Source organism: Devosia indica (genome assembly GCF_003056405.1).
Classification (GTDB): Bacteria; Pseudomonadota; Alphaproteobacteria; order Rhizobiales; family Devosiaceae; genus Devosia; species Devosia indica.
Map to the genome: position 1 here is coordinate 127,527 of NZ_PYVZ01000006.1, position 21,674 is coordinate 149,200.

A 21,674-nucleotide genomic window follows, 5' to 3' on the forward strand; every position below is an offset into this window, starting at 1 on the left:
GGGTAAGGTTAAGGAGGCGGTCCTGGACCCCAAAGATGAACGGAATCCGGAGCGCGCCGCCTATCGCCCCTTGAGCGACAGGCTACCCAGCCGATGCAGGGCGCCGGGGTGGGTCTGCTGGAGCGCGAAAGGCGTCACGGTAATGGCATTGCCCCGGCGCAGGACTTCGAAGTCCGCCGCGGGATCGAGCGGTTGGGGCGTTTCGGGGATGGCCATGAAGAACTGGCCTTCATTGTCGCTGGGATAATAGCGGATGGGTGAACGCGAGAAGCGCTGATGCGCGACCGCAGTCAGGCCGACGACTTCCTCGGTGGTACAGAACGGGAAATTGACGTTGTAGAAGACGTCGTCGCCGTCATGGGCCGCCAGGATCGCCGACACCACTTCGGCGCCGTAGCGGCGGGCATTGGCCCAGTCCGGCTTGTGGGAGACCTCGTAGTCCATGGACTGGCTCATGGCGATGCCGATGGCGCCTTGCAGCACGCCCTCGCGCGCGCCCGCGGCCGTCCCCGAGCAATTGACGATATCCCCCAGATTCTGACCGGCATTGACGCCCGAGAGCACAAGGTCCGCCGGCCTGTCACCCAATATATGGGTCATGCCGGCAACCACGCAGTCAGCAGGCGAGCCGCCAGTGACGGCGAAGCGCCTCGGCCCCCTGGTGTCGAATGACAGTTCCCGGCCAAAGGTGAAGCGGTGCCCTGCCCCGGACTGGTTGCCGTCCGGGGCCACGATCCACACATCATCAGAGATCGCGTGGGCGATATCGGACATGATGGCGATGCCGGGCGCGTCGACACCGTCGTCATTGGTAATGAGGATGCGCAGGCTCATCTATTTGCCGCCGATGGAGGTCAACCCGCCCATATAGGGCTGCAAGGCCTCGGGGATAAGCACGGAGCCATCTTCCTGCTGGTAGTTTTCCAGCACCGCAATCAGACAGCGCCCGACGGCCGTACCGGAGCCATTGAGGGTGTGGACATAGCGCGGGGCCTGCTTCTCGCCGGATGGTCGATAGCGGGCATCCATGCGGCGGGCCTGGAAATCACCGCAGACCGAAACCGAGGAGATTTCGCGATAGGTGTCCTGTCCCGGCAACCAGACTTCGAGGTCATAGGTCTTGCGGGCACCAAAGCCCATGTCGCCGGTGCAGAGCGTCATCACCCGATAATGCAGGCCAAGGCGCTGCAGCACGGTTTCGGCACAGGCGAGCATGCGCTCGTGCTCGTTGATCGATTCTTCGGGCGTGGTGATGGAGACCAGCTCGACCTTGTCGAACTGGTGCTGGCGCAGCATGCCGCGCGTATCGCGCCCGGCCGAGCCGGCCTCGGAGCGGAAGCAGGGGGTCAGCGCAGTAAAGCGCAGGGGGAGTTCTTCTTCAGCGAGGATGGATTCTCGGACGAAGTTGGTCATGGGCACTTCGGCGGTCGGGATCAACGCCAAGCGACTTTCGCCATGTGGCGTGAAGAACAGATCCTCCTCAAATTTCGGCAACTGGCCCGTACCGAAAAGAGCGTCATCGCGCACGAGCACTGGAGGCTGGACTTCGAGGTAGCCGTGTTCTGTGGTGTGCAGGTCGAGCATGAACTGGCCCAGGGCCCGTTCAAGCCGGGCGATCTGGCCCTTCAATACAACGAAGCGGCTGCCGGAGAGTTTGGCGGCGATTTCGAAATCCATGTCCCTCTCGGCGACGCCGATTTCGAAATGCTCCTTGGGCGAGAAGGCAAAGCTCGGCTTTGCCGGACGCGCCTTTGCAGCGGTTTCGGCGGTGCCATTGGCACCGAAATATTCGACATTGTCGGCTTCATCATCGCCAAAGGGCACATCGTCGAGCGCCATATTGGGGATGGCCGAGAGGGTGTCGCGCAGTTCCTTTCCAACGGCGCGTTCTTCGGCCTCGCCGGTGGGGATGAATTCCTTGAGCGCGGCAACCTCGGCCATCAGCGCCTGGGCTTTGGCCTCGTCCTTCTGGGCCTTGGCCTGGCCGATCTGCTTGGAGAGGCTGTTGCGCTTTTCCTGGGCTTCGTTGAGCTTGACGATGATGGCGCGGCGGCGTTCGTCGATCGCGATGAGATCGGAGGACCGCACGGACACGTTCTTGCGCTGGCTCATGGCCGCGTCGAAAGCGTCAGGGTTGTCTCTGATCCACTTGATATCGAACATTGCTTGCTACGGGCCCTGCCCGCCTCTTCATCGCTAGCGCAGGCCTTGGGTGAGGAGCCCGGAACACGCCTGCGAGCGCTTCGGGCACAGAAAACTGCGCCCGAAATCGAGCGCAGCTAGTCGGAGGATGAGCCAGACATCTCCGCATCCTGTGCGGCCAGGGCCGCCTCGCGGCGCTTCTGGACGTAGCGGACCGACAGGATAGCGAGTTCGTAGAGAGCATACATCGGCATGGCAAGACCGATCTGCGAGATCGGATCCGGGGGTGACACCAATGCAGCCAACGCCAGGATGCCGACGATGGCGTAGCGACGCCCTTTGCGGAGCATGTCGACATTGACCAGATCGATCTGGGCCAGCAGCGTCAACACGACGGGCAACTGGAAACAGATGCCGAAGGCCAGGATGAGCGTGGTGGCGAGGCCGAGATATTCAGAGACCCTGGCGAGCAACTTGATCTCGTCGGTCTGCATGCCGGCAAAGAAGCCAAGCGCCAAGGGCAGGACAACAAAATAGACCATGGCTGCGCCGAGCAGGAAAAAGACCGGCGTGGCGACCAGATACGGGATCAGCGCCTTGCGCTCGTGCTTATAGAGCCCGGGCGCCACAAAGCCGTAGATCTGCGTGGCGACGTAGGGGAACCCCAGGAAAATGGCGCCGAACAGCGACAGGTTGAGCTGGGTGAAGAAGAATTCCTGCGGGGCGGTATAGATCAGCTCCATATCGCCAGGATTGGGGTAGATCGAGCGATAGGGATTGAGCAGGATATCGAAAATCTGACCGGCGAAGATGAAACAGACCATCATAAGGGCCACGACCGCGATGGCACTGCGGATCAGGCGCTTGCGCAGTTCGGTCAGGTGCTCGAGCAGCGGCGCTTCGCTGCCGGCGAGTTCGTCAGCGATCTCGGGCTTGCTCTTGTCATCGATCTTGGGCTGCGTATCGGCCATTTATTCCGTCTTTCCGGCCGTTTCGGCAGTCTTCTTGCGCGAGGCGCGAGGCTTGGCCGGCTTTTCGGCCGGTTCGGCGGCCTTGACTGGCGTCTTGCGCGTGGGCTTCGCGGCGGTTGCGCTGCGCGCGGGGCGCGGCTTGTCGGATTTGGCCGTTTCGCTGGCAGGCACGTCAGCGGCCTGAGCCTTTGCGGACGGTTTACGGGCCGACCTGGATGCTGGTGACTTTCCGGACGCGGCTTTGGCCGTGCCAGCCTTGGCGGTGGCCGCCCTGGGGGTCGCAGACTTGGAGGTGGAAGATTTGGCCGCAATTGCTGCACTGCCCGCCGCCTTAGCGGGCTCGGCCCCGGATGTCCGCGCTGGCGCCTTCACCGGTTCGGGCTTGTCGGACGTAAAGCCATACTCGGCAGCCATTTCGTCGGCAGACTTTCTGGCAGGTGCCATGCCAGCCTGTTGCTGGATGGCCTCGACCACGCTCTCCTGCTTGGGGTCGGTCGGCTTCAAGGCGCCACTGGGGCTCTCCTGGCCGTCCTTGCCCATGCTGTTGAAATCCTTGCGGATCTCGTCGGCCGTTTTCTTGAGCGGCGAAGTAATCGAGGTCCGCAGATTGCGCACCTCATCAAGCCCCGTGGTCCTGTTGATCTCGCGCTGGAACTCGCGTCCCATGCGCTGGACCTGACCAATCACCTTGCCAATCCGGCCCATGACAACGGGCAGGTCCTTGGGGCCGATAAAGATCAGCGCAACCACGCCGATCACCAGCATCTCTGTCCAGCCTAGGCCGAGCATTTATTCAGTCTCCGGACGACGGCCAGGCCGCCTCTCGTGAAATGGTTCAAGGCGGTGCCGCTCAGGCGTCCTTGCTCTTGTCCACTTCCTTGGCATCGACGGTGCTCGGCGCATCTGCATGCAGACGCTCGGCAGGTTTGTCGTCGTCCTTCATGCCCTTCTGGAAGGCTTTGATGCCGGAGGCAACTTCACCCATCATGCCGGAAATCTTCCCGCGGCCGAACAGCAGGATAACGACGACGGCAACAACGAGAATGCCCCAAATAGACGGCGCGTGCATAATGGTCTCCCTAGAACTCTGTTACGCGTTACACGCGATAGATAGACCGAGAAATAGGTTCAAATGCACCTGAACACAAGAACGTGTTCCTTTTCGCCCTCGGGAAAACCCGATTAACGATCACGTTTCCTCATCTTCGGGGTCCAGATCGCCCAGATCGGCAGGATCGAGCGGATCTTCGTCGTCGCGCAGGGCGCCGTCGAGGGGCAGCGGAATCTGCATATCGGCCGGCAGGCGACCGGACAGGAGGCCCGCGCCCTTGAGTTCGTCCAGTCCGGGCAGGTCGGACAGGCTTTCCAGACCAAAATGATCGAGGAAGGCATCGGTGGTGCCGTAGGTGACTGGCCGACCCGGCGTACGGCGCCGGCCGCGCATGCGGACCCAGCCGGCCTCCATCAAGAGGTCGAGCGTGCCCTTGCCCGTGGCGACGCCGCGCACTTCCTCGATTTCAGCCCGGGTCGCGGGTTGGTGATAGGCGATGATGGAGAGCGTTTCGAGCGCTGCGCGCGACAGCGGGCGGGTCTCATGTTCTTCGCGCCTGAGCAGGAATCCGAGGTCCTCAGCAGTGCGAAAAGCCCAGCCCTCGCCGCGCTGGACAAGATTGACGCCACGCTCGGCATAGACTTGCTGCAGCCGCAGAAGCAGTCCCGGAATGTCGACCCCTTCGCCCAGATAAGGCTCAAGATCAGAGGGGCGCAACGGCACGTCCGACGCGAAGAGCAGGGCCTCAAGAATACGCAGATGGCGGCGCAAGACTTCGCCGGATTGCTCACCAGTCTGTTGCTCACTCACTGGCTTCACTCCGCCGACGGCGCATAAACAAGGGGCCGAAGGTTTCAGTCTGGCGAATGTCGATCTGCCCCTGCCGGACCAGTTCCAGGCTGGATGCGAAGGACGACGCGCGGATTGTGGCCCGCTCGCCGGGTGTCGTCAGATAATCGACCAAGTAGGCGTCGAGCGATATCCACTCCTGGCTTTCGCCAATCAACCGCTCGAGAATGTCACGCGCGTCCTGCAAGGACCACACGGTGCGCAGGCGCGGGGCATAATCGGTGGCAATGCCGCGTTCGCGCTGGCTCGAATAGGCCTTGAGCAGATCGTAAAGGCTGGCTTCCCAGATCGAATGCCGGGCAATTTCCATGGGCTCGGGCGCGCCGCGCGGGTAGATCTGGAAGCCGAGGCGCGGCCTTTTCATCAACCTGTTGGCCGCCGTGCGCATGGCTTCCAGGCGCTTGAGCCGGAACTGCAGCATGGCGGCGAGCATTTCGCCGCTCGGCTCATCGTCTCCGGCTGCCTGGGGCACCATCAACCGGCTCTTGAGATAAGCCAGCCAGGCTGCCATGACGAGATAGTCGGCGGCGACCTCGATACGACGCTCGCGCACCGTGTCGATGAAGCGGAGATATTGCTCGGCAAGCGCCAAGATGGAAATGCCGGAGAGGTCGACCTTCTGACGCCGGGCCAGATCGAGGAGCAGATCCAGAGGCCCTTCATAGCCTCCCACATCGACACGCAACACGTCTTCGGCGGCCGGAGGCGCCGGTGGGTCGAACCAGTTGGTTTCTGCCTGCGTCATGGGCTGCCGATCAGGATGGCGATCATGTGTCATCCTTGTCCGCTGGCGCGGCACGCGTCAAGCAAGGCCATGCCGGGGTCAGAGCAAGATGCAGTCGCCGCCGGCAGCCTTTACGTTGGTGCAGATATTGGACGCAGTTTCGCGCGAATTGGCCGGCACCAGGACGCGGTAGTAGATGCCGCGTTCGCCCAGATCGACGCGCTGGATTTCCAGGTTGGCGCCACCGAACAACACCCCGTAGCGGGTGGCGATGGCCTGTGCCGACTGGCGTGCGGCCTCTTCGCTGCGCTGTGAGGCCAATTGCACATAGGCCGAAGCCGCGCCGCCGGACGCGGTTGCGGCCGCCGGTTGCTGCGCAGGCGGTGTCGCCACGGGTTCACTCACGACGGGCGCCGGGGCCGCATTTGCGGCAGCAATAGCAGCCGATGCCAGGGTGGCGAAATCGGACGGACGCTCCATCGGTACGCGAACGGTGCTGCCTGGCACGACGGTTCCGGTGGCGTCGACGACGGCAATGTCTGAACCAGGCTCGGCAATGCCGGTTGCCGGGACCGTCGTTTCCGGCGCCGTCTCGGCGGCGGCGGCAGGCGTGGGCGTGTCGGTCTGTGCGCTGGCGATCAGATCGGGGGTCGAGAAATCGGCGCCCGGCACTTCGGGGACATCGGGGCGATCAACAGGCAGGATGGCCGAACCGGCGAGGCTGTCATCGCCGCTGACAATGGTGCCGTCGGGCCGCACGGTGACGGTGCGCACCTTGCGATTGACCAGACCGTCCTGATTGGGATCGACCGTGGTTGCCCCTGAATCGTCGAGCACGCCGACGCTGGCGGGGGCGCTGTTGGCGGCAACGACGGCCTCGGTATCGGCCTGATCACGCGAAACCAATTGCTCGCCATCGCCGGTGTTGGCGCCGGAAATCTCGTTGAATACCACCGATTGTGGCGCTTCTGGCGTTTCCTCGGCCTCCGGAACTTCCTTGGTCGGGGTCGTATCGGCGACCAGCAATGGCGCCGGACCGGTCGTGGTCCCGCCCTGCCCCAGGACCCAATAAAGACCAAATCCGGCAACGGCCAGCAGGCCGACAGCCACCAGAGGTCCGACCACGGCGCGGTTCATGCGGCGCGGCTCACGCTGCGGCTCGGCCAGGGCTTCGGTTTCGTTCGGGGTAGCATCGGGATCGCTGCGGCCATTCCCATTGACCCATTCCACATGCGCACCAGTGGCGGCGGCAGCGGCGAGGATAGCCTCATCCACCGAACTCATATCGTCGGTGCGGACCGACGGCGCAGGTTCGGCGGGCTTTGGCGCCACGGGCGTGGCTTCGACAGCTTTAGCGGGTGCCGGTGTGGCGACTGTCGGCGTTGCGAGGCTGCGCAGGGCCGGGCTCGCCGGCGCGGCCGCGGGCGGCGCCATACGGACAGCCGGGCCGACGAGACGCTCGATCTCATCGAGCGGGTCGACAGGCTCATCGGTCTTTTTGGCCTGAACCGGTTCCGGTGATGCGGACACTGCTGGCTGCTGCCGTTCGACGGACGGCGTCGGGGCTTGCGGCCTGGCCGAACCGTCGCCAAGGCCGAATATGGGCGGCATGCCGAAATTGTCGTCGCTGCGAGGGGGCGGTTCGGGTCTTGCTTCAGGCGCGGCCGGCGCTGCGGCCGGTTGCGGGGCCGAGAGGTCTGTCGCCAGTTCTGCCGCGATCAGATCAGCCAGGCTGTCCTGATCCAGCGGCGCCAGGTTTTCTTCTGACGGCTCGGTGGTGGTGTCGTCCACCTGCTGAGGCGCCTGGGTGGCGGTGGGCGGAGCGCTGCCCTGCCCTGCATTAAGACCGAAGTCGAAAGAGAACGGCTCGACTTTCGGCGCGGCGGGTGTGGTGTCAGCGCCCGGAATGCGCACTGGTGTCGGAGCGGGCCGGGGCGCCTGAGCCGTGGCGCTCGGGGATAGATCGGCCCGTGGCGCCGGCTCTGCCCGGGGCTCCCCGGGAATGCGCACGGGCGACGACTGTTCCTTGGCTTGCGGCTGGTCCCCACGCGCCTCGTCGGCCATCAGGCGCGCCAGCTCGGCAATAAGATCGTCGGGTGCTTCAGTCTGTGCGGCCATCGATTGCGGTTTCGCTGACGTCATTTTGCAGCGCCCCTAGAATGCGGAATGTCCTGTCAAGGATTTTGCCGCGTATTTTCACACCAATGCGCCCGAATTATGAAAGCTCTTCGGGTGCAGAGACCCCCAAAATCCCTAGGCCGTTGCGGATTACCTGGCGAACGGCGTCGACGAGTGCGAGTCGCGCTAGGGTCAACTTCGGGCTCGAAGGGTTAACAAATCGTAACTGCGGATCATCCTTGCCCTTGGCCCAGAAGCCATGCAAGGCCCCGGCAAGCTCGTGCACGTAGAAAGCAATGCGATGTGGCTCATGGGCAATCGTCGCCGCCGCGACGGTGCGCGGCCAAGCGCCCAGCAGCCGGATCAGCTCGATATCTGCAGCGCTGCCAAGCAGTTCCAGCTCCGCGCCAGCGAGGGCAGCAGGTGAAATGTCGAGCTCGGGCATGTCGCGTTCCGCTGTGCGGAAGATCGAGCAGGCGCGCGCATGGGCGTATTGGACATAAAAGACCGGATTGTCGCGCGTCTGTTCCTTGACCAGGGCGAAATCGAAATCCATCGATGCGTCATTGCGCCGGAACAGAAGCATGAAGCGAGTCGCATCGGCGCCGACTTCATCGACAACGTCGGCCAGAGTGACCAGGTCGCCGGAGCGCTTGGACATCTTGAATGGCTCGCCATTCTTGAGCAGCCGCACAAGCTGGCAGATGCGCACGTCAATGTCGGCCTCGCCATGGGAGACAGCCTTCACCGCTGCCTGCAGGCGCTTGACGTAGCCTGAATGGTCAGCGCCGAGCACATTGATCATGTGCTTGAAGCCGCGCAGATATTTGTTGCGGTGATAGGCGATGTCAGCGGCGAAATAGGTGTAGGAGCCGTCGGACTTGATCAGAGCGCGATCGGTATCGTCGCCATAGTCCGTTGCCCGGAACAGGGTCTGTTCGCGATCTTCCCATTCCTCAGGCGTCTTGCCCTTGGGGGGGTCGAGGCGCCCTTCATAGACCATGCCTTCTTCACGCAGCCAGGCCAAAGTCGATTCGATGTCGCCGCCCTCTCCGTGCAGGGTGCGCTCCGAAAAGAACTCGTCATGATGGATATTGAGCTGGGCGAGGTCGGCCTTGACCAGTTCCATCATTGCGGCCAGAGCGGCTTCACGCGCGATCAGCACGGCCTCCTGCTCGGGCATCTCTAGCAAGGACTTGCCGTATTCGGACGCTAGCGCCTTGCCGACGGGCACCAGATAGTCGCCGGGATAGAAGCCGGGCGGAATCTCTATGGCTTCCCCGAGCGCTTCGCGATAGCGCAGCATGGCCGACTGGCCAAGGATGATGGTCTGCCCGCCGGTGTCGTTGATGTAGTATTCCCGGGTGACATCATAGCCCGACCAGGCCATCAGGGATGCCAAGGCATCGCCAAATACGGCGCCACGAGTATGGCCGACATGCATCGGACCAGTGGGGTTGGCCGACACATACTCAACATTGACCCGTTCACCCTTGCCCAGGTCGGGCCGGCCGAAATTTTCTCCCTGGGCGCCGACCGCCCGGAGCACCTGATGCCAGATGGAATCTGCAAGCCGGAAATTTATGAAACCAGGACCAGCAACGTCCACCGAGGTGACGTCGGGCGCCGATTTGAAACGTTCCACCAGACCGGACGCCACTTCCCGCGGGTTCTTGCCCAGCGGCTTGGCCACGACCATTGCGGCATTGGTCGACAGGTCACCATGGGCTGGATCGCGCGGCGGCTCCACGACTACGCGCGCAAGCAGCTCGTTGTTGAGCTGGGGATAGTCGGCACGCAGGGCCTCGATGACCCGGGTAGTGAAGAGGGCGAAAATGTCCATGTCAAACCTGTGGGGAGACTGTCCTGGTCACGTTCCCCAACTGGACAGTGAAAACACTTTTTGCGGGAAACGCTCCTGTGGCGCCGGGGTTAACGGAAATCCGGTCGAGCGTCAAACAGACGCTGGTGTTCATCAAGGGCATAGGGATCGGTCATGCCGGCGATAAAGTCGGCGACAATACGTGCGCGGTCTGCTCCGTCCACTGCCCTGCCCGCCTCACCCCAGCGGCCCGGCATGTCGGCATCCGCCATATAGGATGCGAAGAGCCGCTCCACCACGGCCTCGCTCTCGCGGACTGGCACCATGACGTCCTCATGGCGATAGACGCGCGCAAACAGGAAGGATTTCAGCGCTTTTTCATCGGCCGCCATTGCAGGAGAGAACTGCACGAGTGTCCGCCCCGCCAGCCGCACATCCTCGGGAGAATCGACTCCGGCCGCGGCAATGTTCTCCGAGCCGGTGGCGATGACATTCTCGACCGCCCGGGTGATCATGCGTCTCTGGACTTCATGGGTCTGGCGTTTGACGGCGATATCGGGATAACGCTCCAGCACTTCCTCAACGATGGGCCCGGCCATCGGGACACCGATGAAATCTTGCAAGGTCACAAGGTTGGCGCGCAGGGCGTCGTCAATGTCATGCGCATTGTAGGCGATATCGTCGGCGATGGCGGCGACCTGCGCCTCAAGGCTTGCATAGGTGGCGACCCGCAGATCGGCCGGCGCGGGAATTTCGGCGAGGTCCACCAAATGCGGTAGCGGCCCATTGTGCTTGAGGATGCCCTCAAGCGTTTCCCAGGTCAGGTTGAGCCCGTCATGCTCGGCATATCGGTTTTCAAGGCGGGTCACGACACGTAGCGCCTGAACGTTGTGGTCGAACCCGCCAAAGGGCTCCATTGCCCGGTCGAGCGCCCGTTCTCCCGCATGGCCAAAAGGAGTGTGGCCCAGATCGTGGCTAAGAGCGATGGCCTCCGCCAGATCTTCATCGAGACGCAGCGCCCGTGCAATTGAGCGCGCAATCTGGCTGACTTCCAGTGTGTGGGTCAGACGGTTGCGAAAGTGCCGACCTTCATGGGCAAGGAAAACCTGGGTCTTGTGTTGCAGACGCCTGAAAGCGGTCGAGTGGATGATGCGGTCCCGATCGCGCTGGAATTCGGAGCGTGTGGGGCTTACGCCAGCGCCAAAAAGCCGTCCGATGGATTGGGAGGACTTGCTGGCATAGGAGGCGGTATCTCTCATCTGGTCTCTTCCGGGCCTTTGCAACGGCGCATTGAACGCCTATCTTAGGCGGAGCGTTATGACATTACGACTGACCCGGGATATCCCATGACCGACGCCGCACTTGCCGATGCCCCTGCCGTAACCCTTTCGGACCGCGCCGCCAAGCGTGTGTCGCGCATCCTGTCCAAGGAAGCGCCTGGCACGGTGCTGCGCGTCTCGGTGGCCGGAGGCGGCTGCTCGGGTTTTCAGTACGAATATAATCTGGTGCAGGAAACGCCCGGCGAAGATGACCTTGTCCTGCAAAAGGGTGACGCCACGGTGCTGATCGACTCCCTGAGCCTCGAATTCATGGGCGGAGCCGAAATCGACTTTGTCGACGACCTGATCGGCCAGTCGTTCCAGATCAAGAATCCCAACGCGGTCGCCTCCTGTGGCTGCGGAACCAGTTTCGCCGTCTAAGCTTCACCTCCTGTGCACCGGACGCTAAGGTCCGGCCGCAACAGGAGGAATCAAGACCATGACCAGCCGCATTGACGACGTGATGGATGCCGCCATCGCCAATCAAAAAATCGTCGGCGCGGAGCTGATTGTCACCCGTCATGGCGATGTCACCTATCAACGGAGTGCCGGCTGGTTCGATCGGGAGGCCGATCGCCCGATGATCGATAATGCGATCTATCGGCTGGCCTCGCTTACCAAGCCCATTGTTGCCGCGACGGCCCTGGCCATGGTGGACAAGGCAATGATCGGCGTGGACGACCGGGTGAGCCGGCATATTCCCTGGTTTGCGCCTCGCCTGAAGGATGGCCGGGAAGCTGAAATCACGATCCACCACCTGCTTACCCATACTGCGGGCCTTGCCTACAGCTATCCGCAGGACCCGACGATCTCGACGGGTCTGGGCGCGACCGATCAGGGCCTCGAAGAAAACTTTACCCGTGTTGCAAGCCATCCACTCGATTACGAACCAGGAACGGCGTGGCAATATTCCGTGGCCATCGATGTTCTTGGCGCTGTGCTGGCGCAGGTTCATGGGGGTACGCTGGATGACGCGGTGAAGGCGCACATTACTGGTCCGCTGGACATGGCCGAGACAGGCTTTTTCGTGGCTGACGAGAAACGGCTGGCGAAGCCCTATGCCGATGGTTTGCCGCCCATACCGATGTCGGATCCACAGACTGTTCAAGGCGACAATGGACCGCTGGTGTTCTCGCCATCCCGCATCTTCAGCAAAACGGCCTTCCAGTCCGGTGGGGCGGGCATGGCGGGCACGCCCGCAGACATGCTGCGGTTCTTCGAAGCCCTGCGCAATGGCGGCGGCGGAGTGGTTCGGCAAGAGACGGTTGCGCGTGCCTTCTCAAACCAGATCGGGAATGTCGAGCGCGTCCCCGGACAACGCTTCGGCTATCTTGGCGCCATCGTCGACGATCCGGTGGCTGCCAATTCGCCCTCGGCCAAAGGCACGGTCAATTGGGGCGGCGTTTACGGCCATTCCTGGCTTGTCGACCCGGTCAACGGCCTGTGCATTCTTTCCATGAGCAATACGGCAGTTGAGGGGTGCACGGGGCGCTATCCAAAGGATATCATCGCCGCAGTCTATGCCGACCTGATCTGAGGCGAAATCCAATGTCCCTGCGCATTGCCACCTGGAATATCAATGGCATCAAGGCCCGGCTGGAGCTGGTGCTGCGCTGGCTGGAGGAGGAAAAACCTGACATTGTCGGCCTGCAGGAGATCAAGACGGTCGACGAAGGGTTTCCAAGAGCCGAGTTTGAAGCACTCGGCTACAATGTCGAAACGCATGGGCAGAAAAGCTGGAACGGGGTGGCCCTGCTTTCCAAGCTGCCCTTTGACGAGGTGCATCGCGGCCTGCCGGGCAGTAACGAGGACGAACAGGCCCGGTTGATCGAAGGGGTGTTTTCCATCGATGGGGGCATTGTGCGGGTATGCAATATCTACCTGCCGAACGGTAACCCGGTGGATACCGAAAAATTCCCCTATAAGCTGGCCTGGATGGATCGGCTCAATGCCTTTGTCGAGGACCGGTTGGCGCTCGAGGAGCCCTTCATCCTGATGGGTGACTTCAATCTCATACCTGCACCAATCGACGCCCACGACCCCAATGCCTGGTGGGGCGACGCGCTCTACCGGCCGGAAAGCCTCGAGAAGTTCCGCATTCTGAGGAATATGGGCATGACCGATGCCCTGCGGGCCATCACGGCCGAAGAGGCCTACACGTTCTGGGACTTCCAGGCGGGAGCATGGCGGCGCAATGCCGGCATTCGCATCGACCATCTGATGCTCTCGCCGCAGGCGGCGGACCGGCTGGACGATGTGGTGGTGCACAAGGATGTGCGCGGCTGGGACAAGCCCAGTGACCACGTGCCCGTGGAGGGCGCCTTCAGCTTCTGAGCAATCAGAATTCGGTACTGACAACCACGCCTGAATTGGCCATTTCGAGAGCAGCGGCGCGCGTTTCGGGCGTCGCCACCGACATGGCGCGATTGAGCAGGTCCTCGGCTGCCGCGAGGTCGCTGGTGCCAAGGCAGGTGGTTCGCGCGAAGTTGAGCCACATCAGCCCTTCGGCAGGACGCGGTGGATAGCTTTCCATGCCGTTGAACAGAAGGTCGCCCAATTGCGCCTGGGCCAGGCAATGGCCCTTATGCGCAGCCGATTGCAGCCAGCGGGCAGACAGCATAGGGCTCAGGCCGAGCCCGTCTTCCTGCTGGTAAAGCAAACCAATGCGGTATTGTGCCTCGGCATCGCCGAAATAAGTGGCCGCATGCATCAGCATACGATGATATTCGGCCGGGTTCTGGGAGACGCCGGCTTCGGGTACGCCCATGCGGAAATACTCGCCGAGCTTGACGAAGGAATTGGCGACGATGTCGGCTTCGAGCCCGCGCGGCGCGGTGTCGGCATGCTGATTGGCGATCTGTGCGAAGTAGCCGAAGGCCTTGACCGGGTCCTTGTCGACCCCTTCGCCGTTCTCATACATCGTACCCAATTGCCAGAGCGCCAGAGGCCGACCGGCGGCAGCGTCGCTCTCAAGCGCGGACAGATAGGTATCATTGGATACAAAGGCGCCCGTTCCATCGAGCGTGCGGGCGAAGTCAAGCGCCGCATCGGCCGCCGTCTGGGCGTACGCAGGGGCGGCCAGGCCAAAGGCCAGCAACGCTCCGGACACGGCGCAGGCAAGGGACTTGTCCCAAGTGGTGCGCATAACACTCCTTTCGCCCACAATGCTGTGGGCGCATCCGATTGACGATCCCCGTAGCGGGCTCGCCGTTGCAGTGGCCCGGTTGGGAACACCGCATCTGATCAATAAAGATATTGCCCGGATGACGCCGCCGGACAAAGCAAAGTCTGAATAAGTCGTAAACGCGCTTTGTGACCGCATTCGGCCCATCCCATCACAACGATGTTCCATGCACCGCGCACCGGTCTGGCACGCGCTTGCCTGGGGAACCATTCTGGTTCGCAAATGGGTGTCCATTGCCACCGTCTCTGGCGCTTTGCGCCGCTCGTCCTGTCATGCGTTCACGGGGAAGTTGACACAACCCAGGCGCATCTTCGACGCGTCTGGAGGAGTGATCGCATCCGCCCCCGAATGCCATGCGTCCTGCTTTAGGGTCAGATTGTGGCGGGAAACATCGCCAAATCGTTGATGTGAGATTTCCGCATTCTGAATCGGCATCGTTGTTGCGAAATCGTCACAGATGCTGATGCATGCTTTCCCGCATATTGCAGCGGCCGCCGCTTGTGGCCATAGTTTGTGCACAACGCCAAGCGCGGGAGACAATGATGAAAACGATCCTGTCCAGCCAGAACACCATTTGTCTGAAACAGGACCAGTTTATTCATGTCTTCCAAGAAATCCGCCGGGACAATCGCCGGACGAAAGCAAGCTAGCGCCCCTTTCCAGCTTCCCTTTCTTCGCAGCGTCTCACGGCAAGAGGCGGCGAGAAACCGTGCGCGCTGGCACCGCTTTCTCTCCTATTACAAGCCGCACCTGCCTTTGCTTGGTGCCGTATTGTGCTGCGCCGTGCTGGTGTCGCTGACGGCGCTTGCGCTGCCGCTGATCGCCAACCAAATCGTTTCGCGCCTGCCTGACCTGGTCGGCTCGCCCGACGCCGTAGGGCAATTGCTTGCGCTGGGTGGGGTGCTGCTGGCGATCTTCGCGGTGCAGGCGCTGGCCACCTATTTCGTCGACTATCGCGGCCATGTCATGGGCGCGCGGATCGAGGCCCAAGTGCGCAGCGAGTTGTTCGAACACTGCCAGAAGCTGTCCTTCAGCTTCTATGACCGGCAGCGAACCGGGCAGCTAATGAGCCGGATCACCAATGACTCGCTGTGGCTGGGTGAGCTGTTTCACCATGGTCCGGAGGACCTGGCGATCAGCCTGCTCAAATTCACCGGGGCGCTGGCCGTCCTCATCTGGATCGACCCGCTTGTTGCAGTTGTGATTGTCGGCCTGCTCCCGTTCGCAATGGGTTACGCATTGTATTTCAACAACCGGATGAACAAGGCCTTGCGGACGTCCAAAGAGCGGATCGCCGGGGTCAATGAGCGGGTTGAAGACGCGCTTGGCGGCATCAGGGTGGTGCAGTCCTTTGCCAATGAAGAGGACGAAAAGGCCCGTTTTGACACCGAGAACGCGAAATTCCTGCGCTCGCGGGCCGAGGGCTATCGCAGTGAGGCCATGCTCTGGAGCGGCATGGACGCCTTTGCCCAATTGGTCACTATCGTGGTGATCGTGTTTGGCGCCATCCGCATATTGGGTGGCGAGATGGATGCGGCGGGCCTGCTTACGCTGTTGCTCTGTGTCGGGGTGCTGCTCGATCCGCTGAAGCGGTTCGACAATTTCATCCGCCTCTGGCAGGAGGGCTATACGGGCTTTGTCCGGGCCATGGAGCTGCTTGAAGAGCAACCGGACATTGCAGACCGGCCGCATGCGCGGCCGCTCGACGCGGTGACCGGGGCGATTGGCTTTGAAAATGTCGGCTTTCGCTATGAGGCCGATGGACCCAAAGTGCTCGAAGGGGTTTCCCTCTCAATCAGCCCCGGCGAGTTCGTAGCCTTGGTCGGGCCCTCGGGCGTGGGCAAGAGCACCTTGTGCAGCCTGATCCCTCGCTTTTACGACGTTGATGCGGGCAAGGTGACACTGGATGGCCAGGACGTGCGGGATGTGACGTTGGCGACACTGCGACGCCATGTGGGTGTGGTGCAGCAGGATGTTTATCTGTTCAGCGGCACCGTTGCGGAGAATCTGCGCTATGGCCGGGCCGACGCCACCATGGACGAGATCATGGCGGCCGCCCATGCCGCCAACGCGCATGACTTCATCATGGCCCTGCCCAATGGTTATCACACCGATATCGGGCAGCGCGGCGTCAAGCTGTCGGGTGGACAGAAGCAAAGGCTGACCATTGCCCGGGCGTTTCTCAAGAACCCGGCCATCCTGATCTTTGACGAGGCGACAAGTGCGTTGGACAATGAGAGCGAACGCGCCATCCAGCAATCCCTGTTGTCTCTGGCCAAGGGTCGCACGACGCTGGTGATCGCCCACCGTCTGTCCACTATTCGTCACGCAGACCGCATTCTCGTGCTCACGCGCGACGGGATTGTCGAAGAAGGCACGCATGATGCGCTGATGGCCAAGGCCGGGGTCTATGCTGACCTGCACAGCCTGCAGGGTCGTCTATGAACCGGATGCGCGGGCGGCTTCAAAGCAGATGGCGCCTGCGCATCCACCATATGATGCCGCCGACAACCGCTACCAGACCGGCGCAGACCAGCCAGAACGCGCCGGCGCTATCGGCAAAGGGAATGCCAGCGACATTCATGCCCAAAAGTCCGGTAATGAGTGTCAGCGGCGAAAAGACCACGGTGACGGCCGCAAGCAGCAGCATGGTGTGGTTCATCTGCTCGGAGCGCTCGTCGATGATTTCTTCGTGCACCAGCACGGCGCGCTCGGAAAGCGACTGCAATTCGTCACCCAGACGTGCGGTGCGCATCGCGGCTTCGCGCAGGCGCTGGCGGTCGCGGTCAGACAGGAATGGCAGATCGGCCATTTCAAGGGCGCTCAGGGCATCGCGCTGAGGCCAGACCAGCCTGCGCAGATTGATCAAGGTACGCCTGAGCTGCTCCAGGCGATCCTGGGCATGTTCGGTCCGGTGAGTGATCAGTGTCTCTTCGATCTCATCAAGCCGATCACCCAAAACCTCGATCAAAGGCTCGAGACGGTCCGTGACTTTCAGCGATAGTCGCGCCACCAGATCGGCCGGTGAAACCGGCGCGTGGCGGGACGTCTCGGCGCTGCCAATGCCCAAAAGCTCGACGATGTTGATTTCCGAGGCGATGACCACCCGGCCCGCTTCCAGCCATAGGGTGATGATCTGCCGCCCGACATCTTCCGGCGCCGCGCCGGGTCGAACAACGCGAAACATGAGCAGGGCCTGGTGATCCAGCACGGTGCATCGGGCGCGAGAGCTCGGGGCCGACAAAAGGCCGGCGTGGAACTCGCCCAACTCATTGCGCAACCAGACCTTGAAATCCGGGGTCCGCGCATTGCCAGCGACGATTGCAAAGCCGCCGGGTGGTGTTTCAGCGAGCGGGGCACCGGGCTCCTGAGCGACAATGCCGCCCTTGCCATCAAGGATCAGGGCAGCCCCCACTCCCGAAACGGACTTGCGCGCCGAAAAGTCGGGAGTGGGTATCGAAACCACGGGCTTGCCTCGCTCAGCTCAGACGGGTGAGTGCGTCCAGGATCTTGCCACGGCGCTGAACAGCGGCCTCACGGCGCAGCTTCTGCTCCTCGATGACCTCTTCCGGGGCCTTGGAAACAAATTGCTCATTGCCCAGTTTCTTGTCGATCTGGGCGACCTCGCCGTCGAGCTTGGCCACTTCCTTCTCGAGACGGGCCTTTTCGACAGCAATGTCGATGACGCCGGCAAGGGGCAAGGCAAAGGTGGAGTCCCCGACAACGAATTGTGCCGACTCGCCCGGCACTTCATTGTGTGGAGAGATTTCGTCAAGGCGGGCCAGGCGGGAGATCAGCGAAGTGCCAGCCACAAGGCGGGACAGCGTCTGCTCCCCTGCCCCGGTAACGACCATCTGCAGCTTGGCGCCAGCAGGCACATTCATTTCAGCACGCACCGAGCGGACATTGGAGATGACGTCGATCAACCAGGCCAACTCGGCATCGGCGGCGGCATCTTCCAGGCCCGACAGGTCCGGCCATTCGGTGGTGATCAGCATGCCGTCGCGCGCTGGCCCAAACTTGCCGGTTTCGGCCCAGAGCTCTTCCGTTACGAAGGGCATCATGGGGTGTAGCATAATCAGGATCTGATCGAGTGCCCAGGCCGCGGTGGCCCGAGTTTCGGCCTTGGCGACTTCGTCTTCACCATTGAAGACTGGCTTGGCGAACTCGACAAACCAGTCGCAGAACGTGCCCCACACAAAATCATAGGCGCTGTTGGCCGCCTCGTTGAACTTGTAGTCCTCAATACCGGCACGTACCGCCGCAGCGCCGCGCGCAGTGGCCCCAACAATCCAGCGGTTGAGGGCCAGCGTGTTGGCCTTGGGATCGTAGCCTTCAACGCGGCGGCATTCGTTCATCTCGAGGAAGCGCGCGGCGTTCCAGAGCTTGGTGACGAAGTTGCGATAGCCTTCCACGCGGCTGATGGCGAGCTTGAGATCGCGGCCCTGTGCGGCCATGGCAGCCAGGGTGAAGCGCGTGGCGTCGGCACCATATTCGTCGACGAGCTTGAGGGGATCGATCACGTTCCCCTTGGTCTTGCTCATCTTCTGGCCCTTTTCGTCGCGGACCAAGGCATGCATGTAAACGGTGTGGAACGGCTCCTTGTCGAGGAATTCAAGCCCCATCATCATCATGCGGGCGACCCAGAAGAAAATGATGTCGAAGCCGGTAACCAGCACATCGGTGGGGTAGTAGCGCTTGAGCTCTGGAGTCTCATCCGGCCAGCCCAGGGTCGAAAACGGCCACAGGGCCGAGGAGAACCAGGTGTCGAGCACGTCCGGATCGCGGGTCAGTTCGACCGGCTTGCCATAATGCTTATCGGCGAGCGCCTGAGCCTCCGCCTCGTCATAGGCGACGAAGGCCTCATTGTCCGGGCCGTACCAGGCCGGAATCTGATGGCCCCACCAGAGCTGGCGCGAAATGCACCAGGGCTTGATGTTTTCGAGCCAGGCGAAATAGGTGTTTTCGTATTGCTGCGGCACGAATTTGGTGCGGCCTTCGCGAACGGAAGCCAGGGCCGGCTCGGCCAGCACATCGGCCTTCACCCACCATTGGTCGGTCAGGAAGGGTTCGATGACGACAAGTTTGGACTTCTCGTCATGTGGCACCATGATCTTCTTGTTTTCGATGTGGTCGAGACCGCGCGTCGGGTTCTCCTCGGCCAGGGCCGTCAGGTCCGCGACAATGGCCTTGCGGGCTTCGAAACGGTCCATGCCGCGATATTTCGGCGGGATGAAGTCGGAATCGATGATGGCGCCACGCGTGGTGAAAACATTGATCGGCTCGACACCGGCGCGGGCGCCGACCTCGAAGTCGTTGAAGTCATGCGCCGGGGTGATCTTCACCGCCCCGGTGCCCAAGGTTGGATCGGCGTATTCGTCTGCGATGACAGGAATGCGGCGGCCCACCAGTGGCAGCTCGACGAACTTGCCAATCAGGCCCTGATAGCGCTCGTCCTCCGGATGCACGGCCACTGCGACGTCGCCCAGCATGGTTTCAGGGCGGGTCGTTGCAACTATGATGTAGTCGCGGATTTCCGTGCCGGTGACATTGCCCTCTTCGTCCGTCACCGGGCACTCGTAAGTCACGCCATCGGCCAGCGGGTAGCGCAGATGCCACATATGGCCCTTGACCTCGATATTCTCAACTTCGAGGTCAGAAATCGCGGTCTCAAGGCCCGGATGCCAGTTCACCAGCCGCTTGGCGCGGTAGATAAGGCCACGCTTGTGCAGCTCGACAAACACCTTGGTGACGGCGCGAACCATCTGGTCGTCGGGTTGGCCACGATCGCCCATCGTGAATTTCTCGCGGCTGAAATCGGCCGAAGCACCAAGGCGCTTCAACTGATTCATGATCGTGCCGCCGCTCTCTGCTTTCCACTCCCAGACGCGATCGACAAAGGCGTCGCGGCCCATGGTGCGGCGGTCGAGCTGTTTCTCGGCAAGCTGGCGCTCGACGATCATCTGGGTGGCGATGCCGGCATGGTCGGTGCCTGGCTGCCAGAGGACATCCTTCTTGAGCATGCGATTGAAGCGGACAAGAATGTCCTGGATGGTGTTGTTGAGCGCGTGCCCGATATGCAGGGAACCAGTGACGTTGGGCGGCGGGATGACGATGGTGAAGGTTTCCGCCCCCGGCTTGGCCCCTGCCCCGGCCGCAAAGGAATTGGTTTTTAGCCAGGCATCATAGATGCGGCCCTCAACGGCGGCGGGCTCGTAGGTTTTTTCTAGCATTGGGCTACTCGCAACAGCAGCGACCCGCCAGGCGAGACCTAGGCGGGCCGGAGAAAGGTTGGCAGACTTCAAGCAAATGCTGCGTGCGGGGTCAACTGCAACCAGCCCCGATGCGATGGCGTTTCGTTCCCATCCCCGCTCTCGTCCACGAGGCCAAGATCAGCCATGAAAGACGCCGCCAAGCTAGGAACCATAATTGCGGGGCTGATCGCAGCGCCGGCAATGGCTGCGTGCCCACCGCCGATGGCAGGCGACACGGCCGCAGAAATCAGAGCCAATAGTGAGCGCCTAATCTGCCTGCAAAATGAGTTGGCAACGAGCATGGAGCAACGTCGACTTCAGATGCAACTCGATGCAATCAACAATCGCTTGCGTGACCTGGACTTGCAGCGGCGGCTCGACAGTCTGCCGCAGCAGCCGACAAACATGGTCCAACCGCCGATATGCCCATAGGGTCACTCGCCGCGGGACACGCGGGCGATTTCCTTTTCCACCATGCGCTCGACGACCGCTGGCAGGTTCTCGTCCAGCCACTCCTTGAGCATGGGGCGCAGCATGTCGCGCATCATGGCTTCGATGGTCAGGCCAGGATTGCCGATGCCAAGGGCGCTCAACTTGCCAATAGAGCCGCGGACCGCAGCACGCGTCGCAGGCTCGAGCAATTGATCGGCCATATCGGCCGTCAAAGTCGGATCCGGCAGAGACTCTGCCTGAGCCGCAGGCTCTTCCATGGCGGGCTCTGGTTCTGGCGGCGCTTGAAGCTCAGGCTCAAACGCCGGCTCTGGATCGGGCTCGGGCTGAAATGCGGGTTCCGGGGCAGACTTGGCTGCGGGGGCCGGCGGATCGGCCGGCAGCTCACGCGCAGGCGCGGGCTCAAAACTGGGCAGGTCGTCTTCGGCGTCGAAAGTCACATCCTCGGCTTCGACCAGTCCGGGCGCCTCGGTCTCAGTGCTCTCCGTGTCCGCCAGAATGGAATCGAAGCTGAAGCCATCAGCATCTTCTCCCTCTTCAACGATCTGCGAGGGCGACAGAGCCAGGGGCTCGATGTCATCCAGCATGTCGCTGAGATCGCGATCATCCTGATCCCCCAACGGTTTGGCGGGCGCCGCCTGCATGGGCGGCGGCGCAGATTGCGCGGAAGGGCGGCGCGGTGCACCAGCGGCATCATCATCGGCAATGATCTGTCGGATGGACGACAGAATCTCGTCCATGGACGGTTCTTTGGGTGCCGGCTTGTTCATCAGTGCCTCTTACTCATGCG

The 21,674-nt window shown here is 62.1% G+C and carries 19 protein-coding genes; 5 read left to right on the plus strand and 14 right to left on the minus strand.

Going from position 1 to position 21,674, the window contains the following annotated elements; genetic code table 11:
- Positions 1-60 precede the first annotated feature (60 nt).
- From surE to DDE76_RS08065, 10 genes are all read right to left on the minus strand, one after another.
- Positions 61-834 (minus strand): 5'/3'-nucleotidase SurE, encoded by a 774-nt coding sequence (gene surE, locus DDE76_RS08020; protein ID WP_104894482.1) that lies wholly within the window; start codon positions 832-834, stop codon positions 61-63.
- Positions 835-2,163 carry a serine--tRNA ligase gene (gene serS, locus DDE76_RS08025; protein ID WP_104894483.1) on the minus strand — a complete coding sequence of 443 codons (1,329 nt, stop codon included), beginning with the start codon at positions 2,161-2,163 and terminating at the stop codon, positions 835-837.
- Between the two features lie 116 nt (positions 2,164-2,279).
- Positions 2,280-3,113 (minus strand): twin-arginine translocase subunit TatC, encoded by an 834-nt coding sequence (tatC, locus tag DDE76_RS08030; protein WP_104894484.1) that lies wholly within the window; start codon positions 3,111-3,113, stop codon positions 2,280-2,282.
- Positions 3,114-3,902: a Sec-independent protein translocase protein TatB gene (gene tatB, locus DDE76_RS08035; protein ID WP_104894485.1), complete on the minus strand. Its 789-nt coding sequence runs from the start codon at positions 3,900-3,902 to the stop codon at positions 3,114-3,116.
- A 61-nt stretch (positions 3,903-3,963) separates the two neighbouring features.
- The gene (locus DDE76_RS08040; protein ID WP_104894486.1) at positions 3,964-4,182 is read right to left on the minus strand and encodes a twin-arginine translocase TatA/TatE family subunit; all 219 of its coding nucleotides are present in this window, start codon (positions 4,180-4,182) and stop codon (positions 3,964-3,966) included.
- 120 nt (positions 4,183-4,302) lie between these two features.
- Positions 4,303-4,974, minus strand: a complete 672-nt coding sequence (gene scpB / locus DDE76_RS08045; protein ID WP_245891838.1) for an SMC-Scp complex subunit ScpB — start codon at positions 4,972-4,974, stop codon at positions 4,303-4,305.
- Positions 4,967-5,758 (minus strand): segregation and condensation protein A, encoded by a 792-nt coding sequence (locus DDE76_RS08050; protein WP_245891839.1) that lies wholly within the window; start codon positions 5,756-5,758, stop codon positions 4,967-4,969. Before DDE76_RS08050 ends, scpB begins: the two co-directional genes overlap by 8 nt.
- A 78-nt stretch (positions 5,759-5,836) precedes the next feature.
- Complete coding sequence (locus DDE76_RS08055; RefSeq protein WP_104894489.1) at positions 5,837-7,879, minus strand: SPOR domain-containing protein; 2,043 nt, start codon at positions 7,877-7,879, stop codon at positions 5,837-5,839.
- A gap of 73 nt (positions 7,880-7,952) precedes the next feature.
- Entirely contained in the window at positions 7,953-9,698 is a 1,746-nt protein-coding gene (gene argS, locus DDE76_RS08060; RefSeq protein ID WP_104894490.1) for an arginine--tRNA ligase, read from the minus strand.
- 89 nt (positions 9,699-9,787) lie between these two features.
- Positions 9,788-10,936, minus strand: a complete 1,149-nt coding sequence (locus DDE76_RS08065; RefSeq protein WP_104894491.1) for a deoxyguanosinetriphosphate triphosphohydrolase — start codon at positions 10,934-10,936, stop codon at positions 9,788-9,790.
- A gap of 87 nt (positions 10,937-11,023) precedes the next feature.
- On the opposite strand from DDE76_RS08065, the gene DDE76_RS08070 reads away from it, so the two are divergent.
- From DDE76_RS08070 to xth, 3 genes are read left to right on the plus strand one after another with little or no spacing between them, the layout of a single operon-like run.
- Complete coding sequence (locus tag DDE76_RS08070; protein WP_104894492.1) at positions 11,024-11,377, plus strand: HesB/IscA family protein; 354 nt, start codon at positions 11,024-11,026, stop codon at positions 11,375-11,377.
- A gap of 58 nt (positions 11,378-11,435) precedes the next feature.
- Positions 11,436-12,533 (plus strand): serine hydrolase domain-containing protein, encoded by a 1,098-nt coding sequence (locus DDE76_RS08075; protein ID WP_104894493.1) that lies wholly within the window; start codon positions 11,436-11,438, stop codon positions 12,531-12,533.
- A 17-nt stretch (positions 12,534-12,550) separates the two neighbouring features.
- Positions 12,551-13,330, plus strand: a complete 780-nt coding sequence (gene xth, locus DDE76_RS08080) for an exodeoxyribonuclease III (RefSeq protein ID WP_104895052.1) — start codon at positions 12,551-12,553, stop codon at positions 13,328-13,330.
- Between the two features lie 4 nt (positions 13,331-13,334).
- Here the strand turns inward: xth and DDE76_RS08085 are convergent, their stop codons facing one another.
- Positions 13,335-14,141, minus strand: coding sequence for a tetratricopeptide repeat protein (locus DDE76_RS08085; RefSeq protein ID WP_158672425.1), 807 nt, complete (start codon positions 14,139-14,141; stop codon positions 13,335-13,337).
- A 639-nt stretch (positions 14,142-14,780) separates the two neighbouring features.
- Here DDE76_RS08085 and DDE76_RS08090 point away from each other — a divergent pair.
- The gene (locus DDE76_RS08090) at positions 14,781-16,625 is read left to right on the plus strand and encodes an ABC transporter ATP-binding protein (RefSeq protein WP_104894495.1); all 1,845 of its coding nucleotides are present in this window, start codon (positions 14,781-14,783) and stop codon (positions 16,623-16,625) included.
- A gap of 19 nt (positions 16,626-16,644) precedes the next feature.
- Here DDE76_RS08090 and DDE76_RS08095 read toward each other — a convergent pair whose 3' ends face one another.
- Positions 16,645-17,646 carry a CorA family divalent cation transporter gene (locus DDE76_RS08095; RefSeq protein WP_104894496.1) on the minus strand — a complete coding sequence of 334 codons (1,002 nt, stop codon included), beginning with the start codon at positions 17,644-17,646 and terminating at the stop codon, positions 16,645-16,647.
- A gap of 13 nt (positions 17,647-17,659) precedes the next feature.
- Complete coding sequence (locus DDE76_RS08100; protein ID WP_104894497.1) at positions 17,660-20,413, minus strand: valine--tRNA ligase; 2,754 nt, start codon at positions 20,411-20,413, stop codon at positions 17,660-17,662.
- Positions 20,414-20,578: 165 nt separating this feature from the next.
- Here DDE76_RS08100 and DDE76_RS08105 point away from each other — a divergent pair, with 165 nt between their 5' ends.
- Positions 20,579-20,866 carry a hypothetical protein gene (locus DDE76_RS08105; protein ID WP_104894498.1) on the plus strand — a complete coding sequence of 96 codons (288 nt, stop codon included), beginning with the start codon at positions 20,579-20,581 and terminating at the stop codon, positions 20,864-20,866.
- 2 nt (positions 20,867-20,868) lie between these two features.
- Here DDE76_RS08105 and DDE76_RS20025 read toward each other — a convergent pair whose 3' ends face one another.
- Positions 20,869-21,654 carry a DUF2497 domain-containing protein gene (locus tag DDE76_RS20025; RefSeq protein WP_104894499.1) on the minus strand — a complete coding sequence of 262 codons (786 nt, stop codon included), beginning with the start codon at positions 21,652-21,654 and terminating at the stop codon, positions 20,869-20,871.
- Positions 21,655-21,674 lie beyond the last annotated feature (20 nt).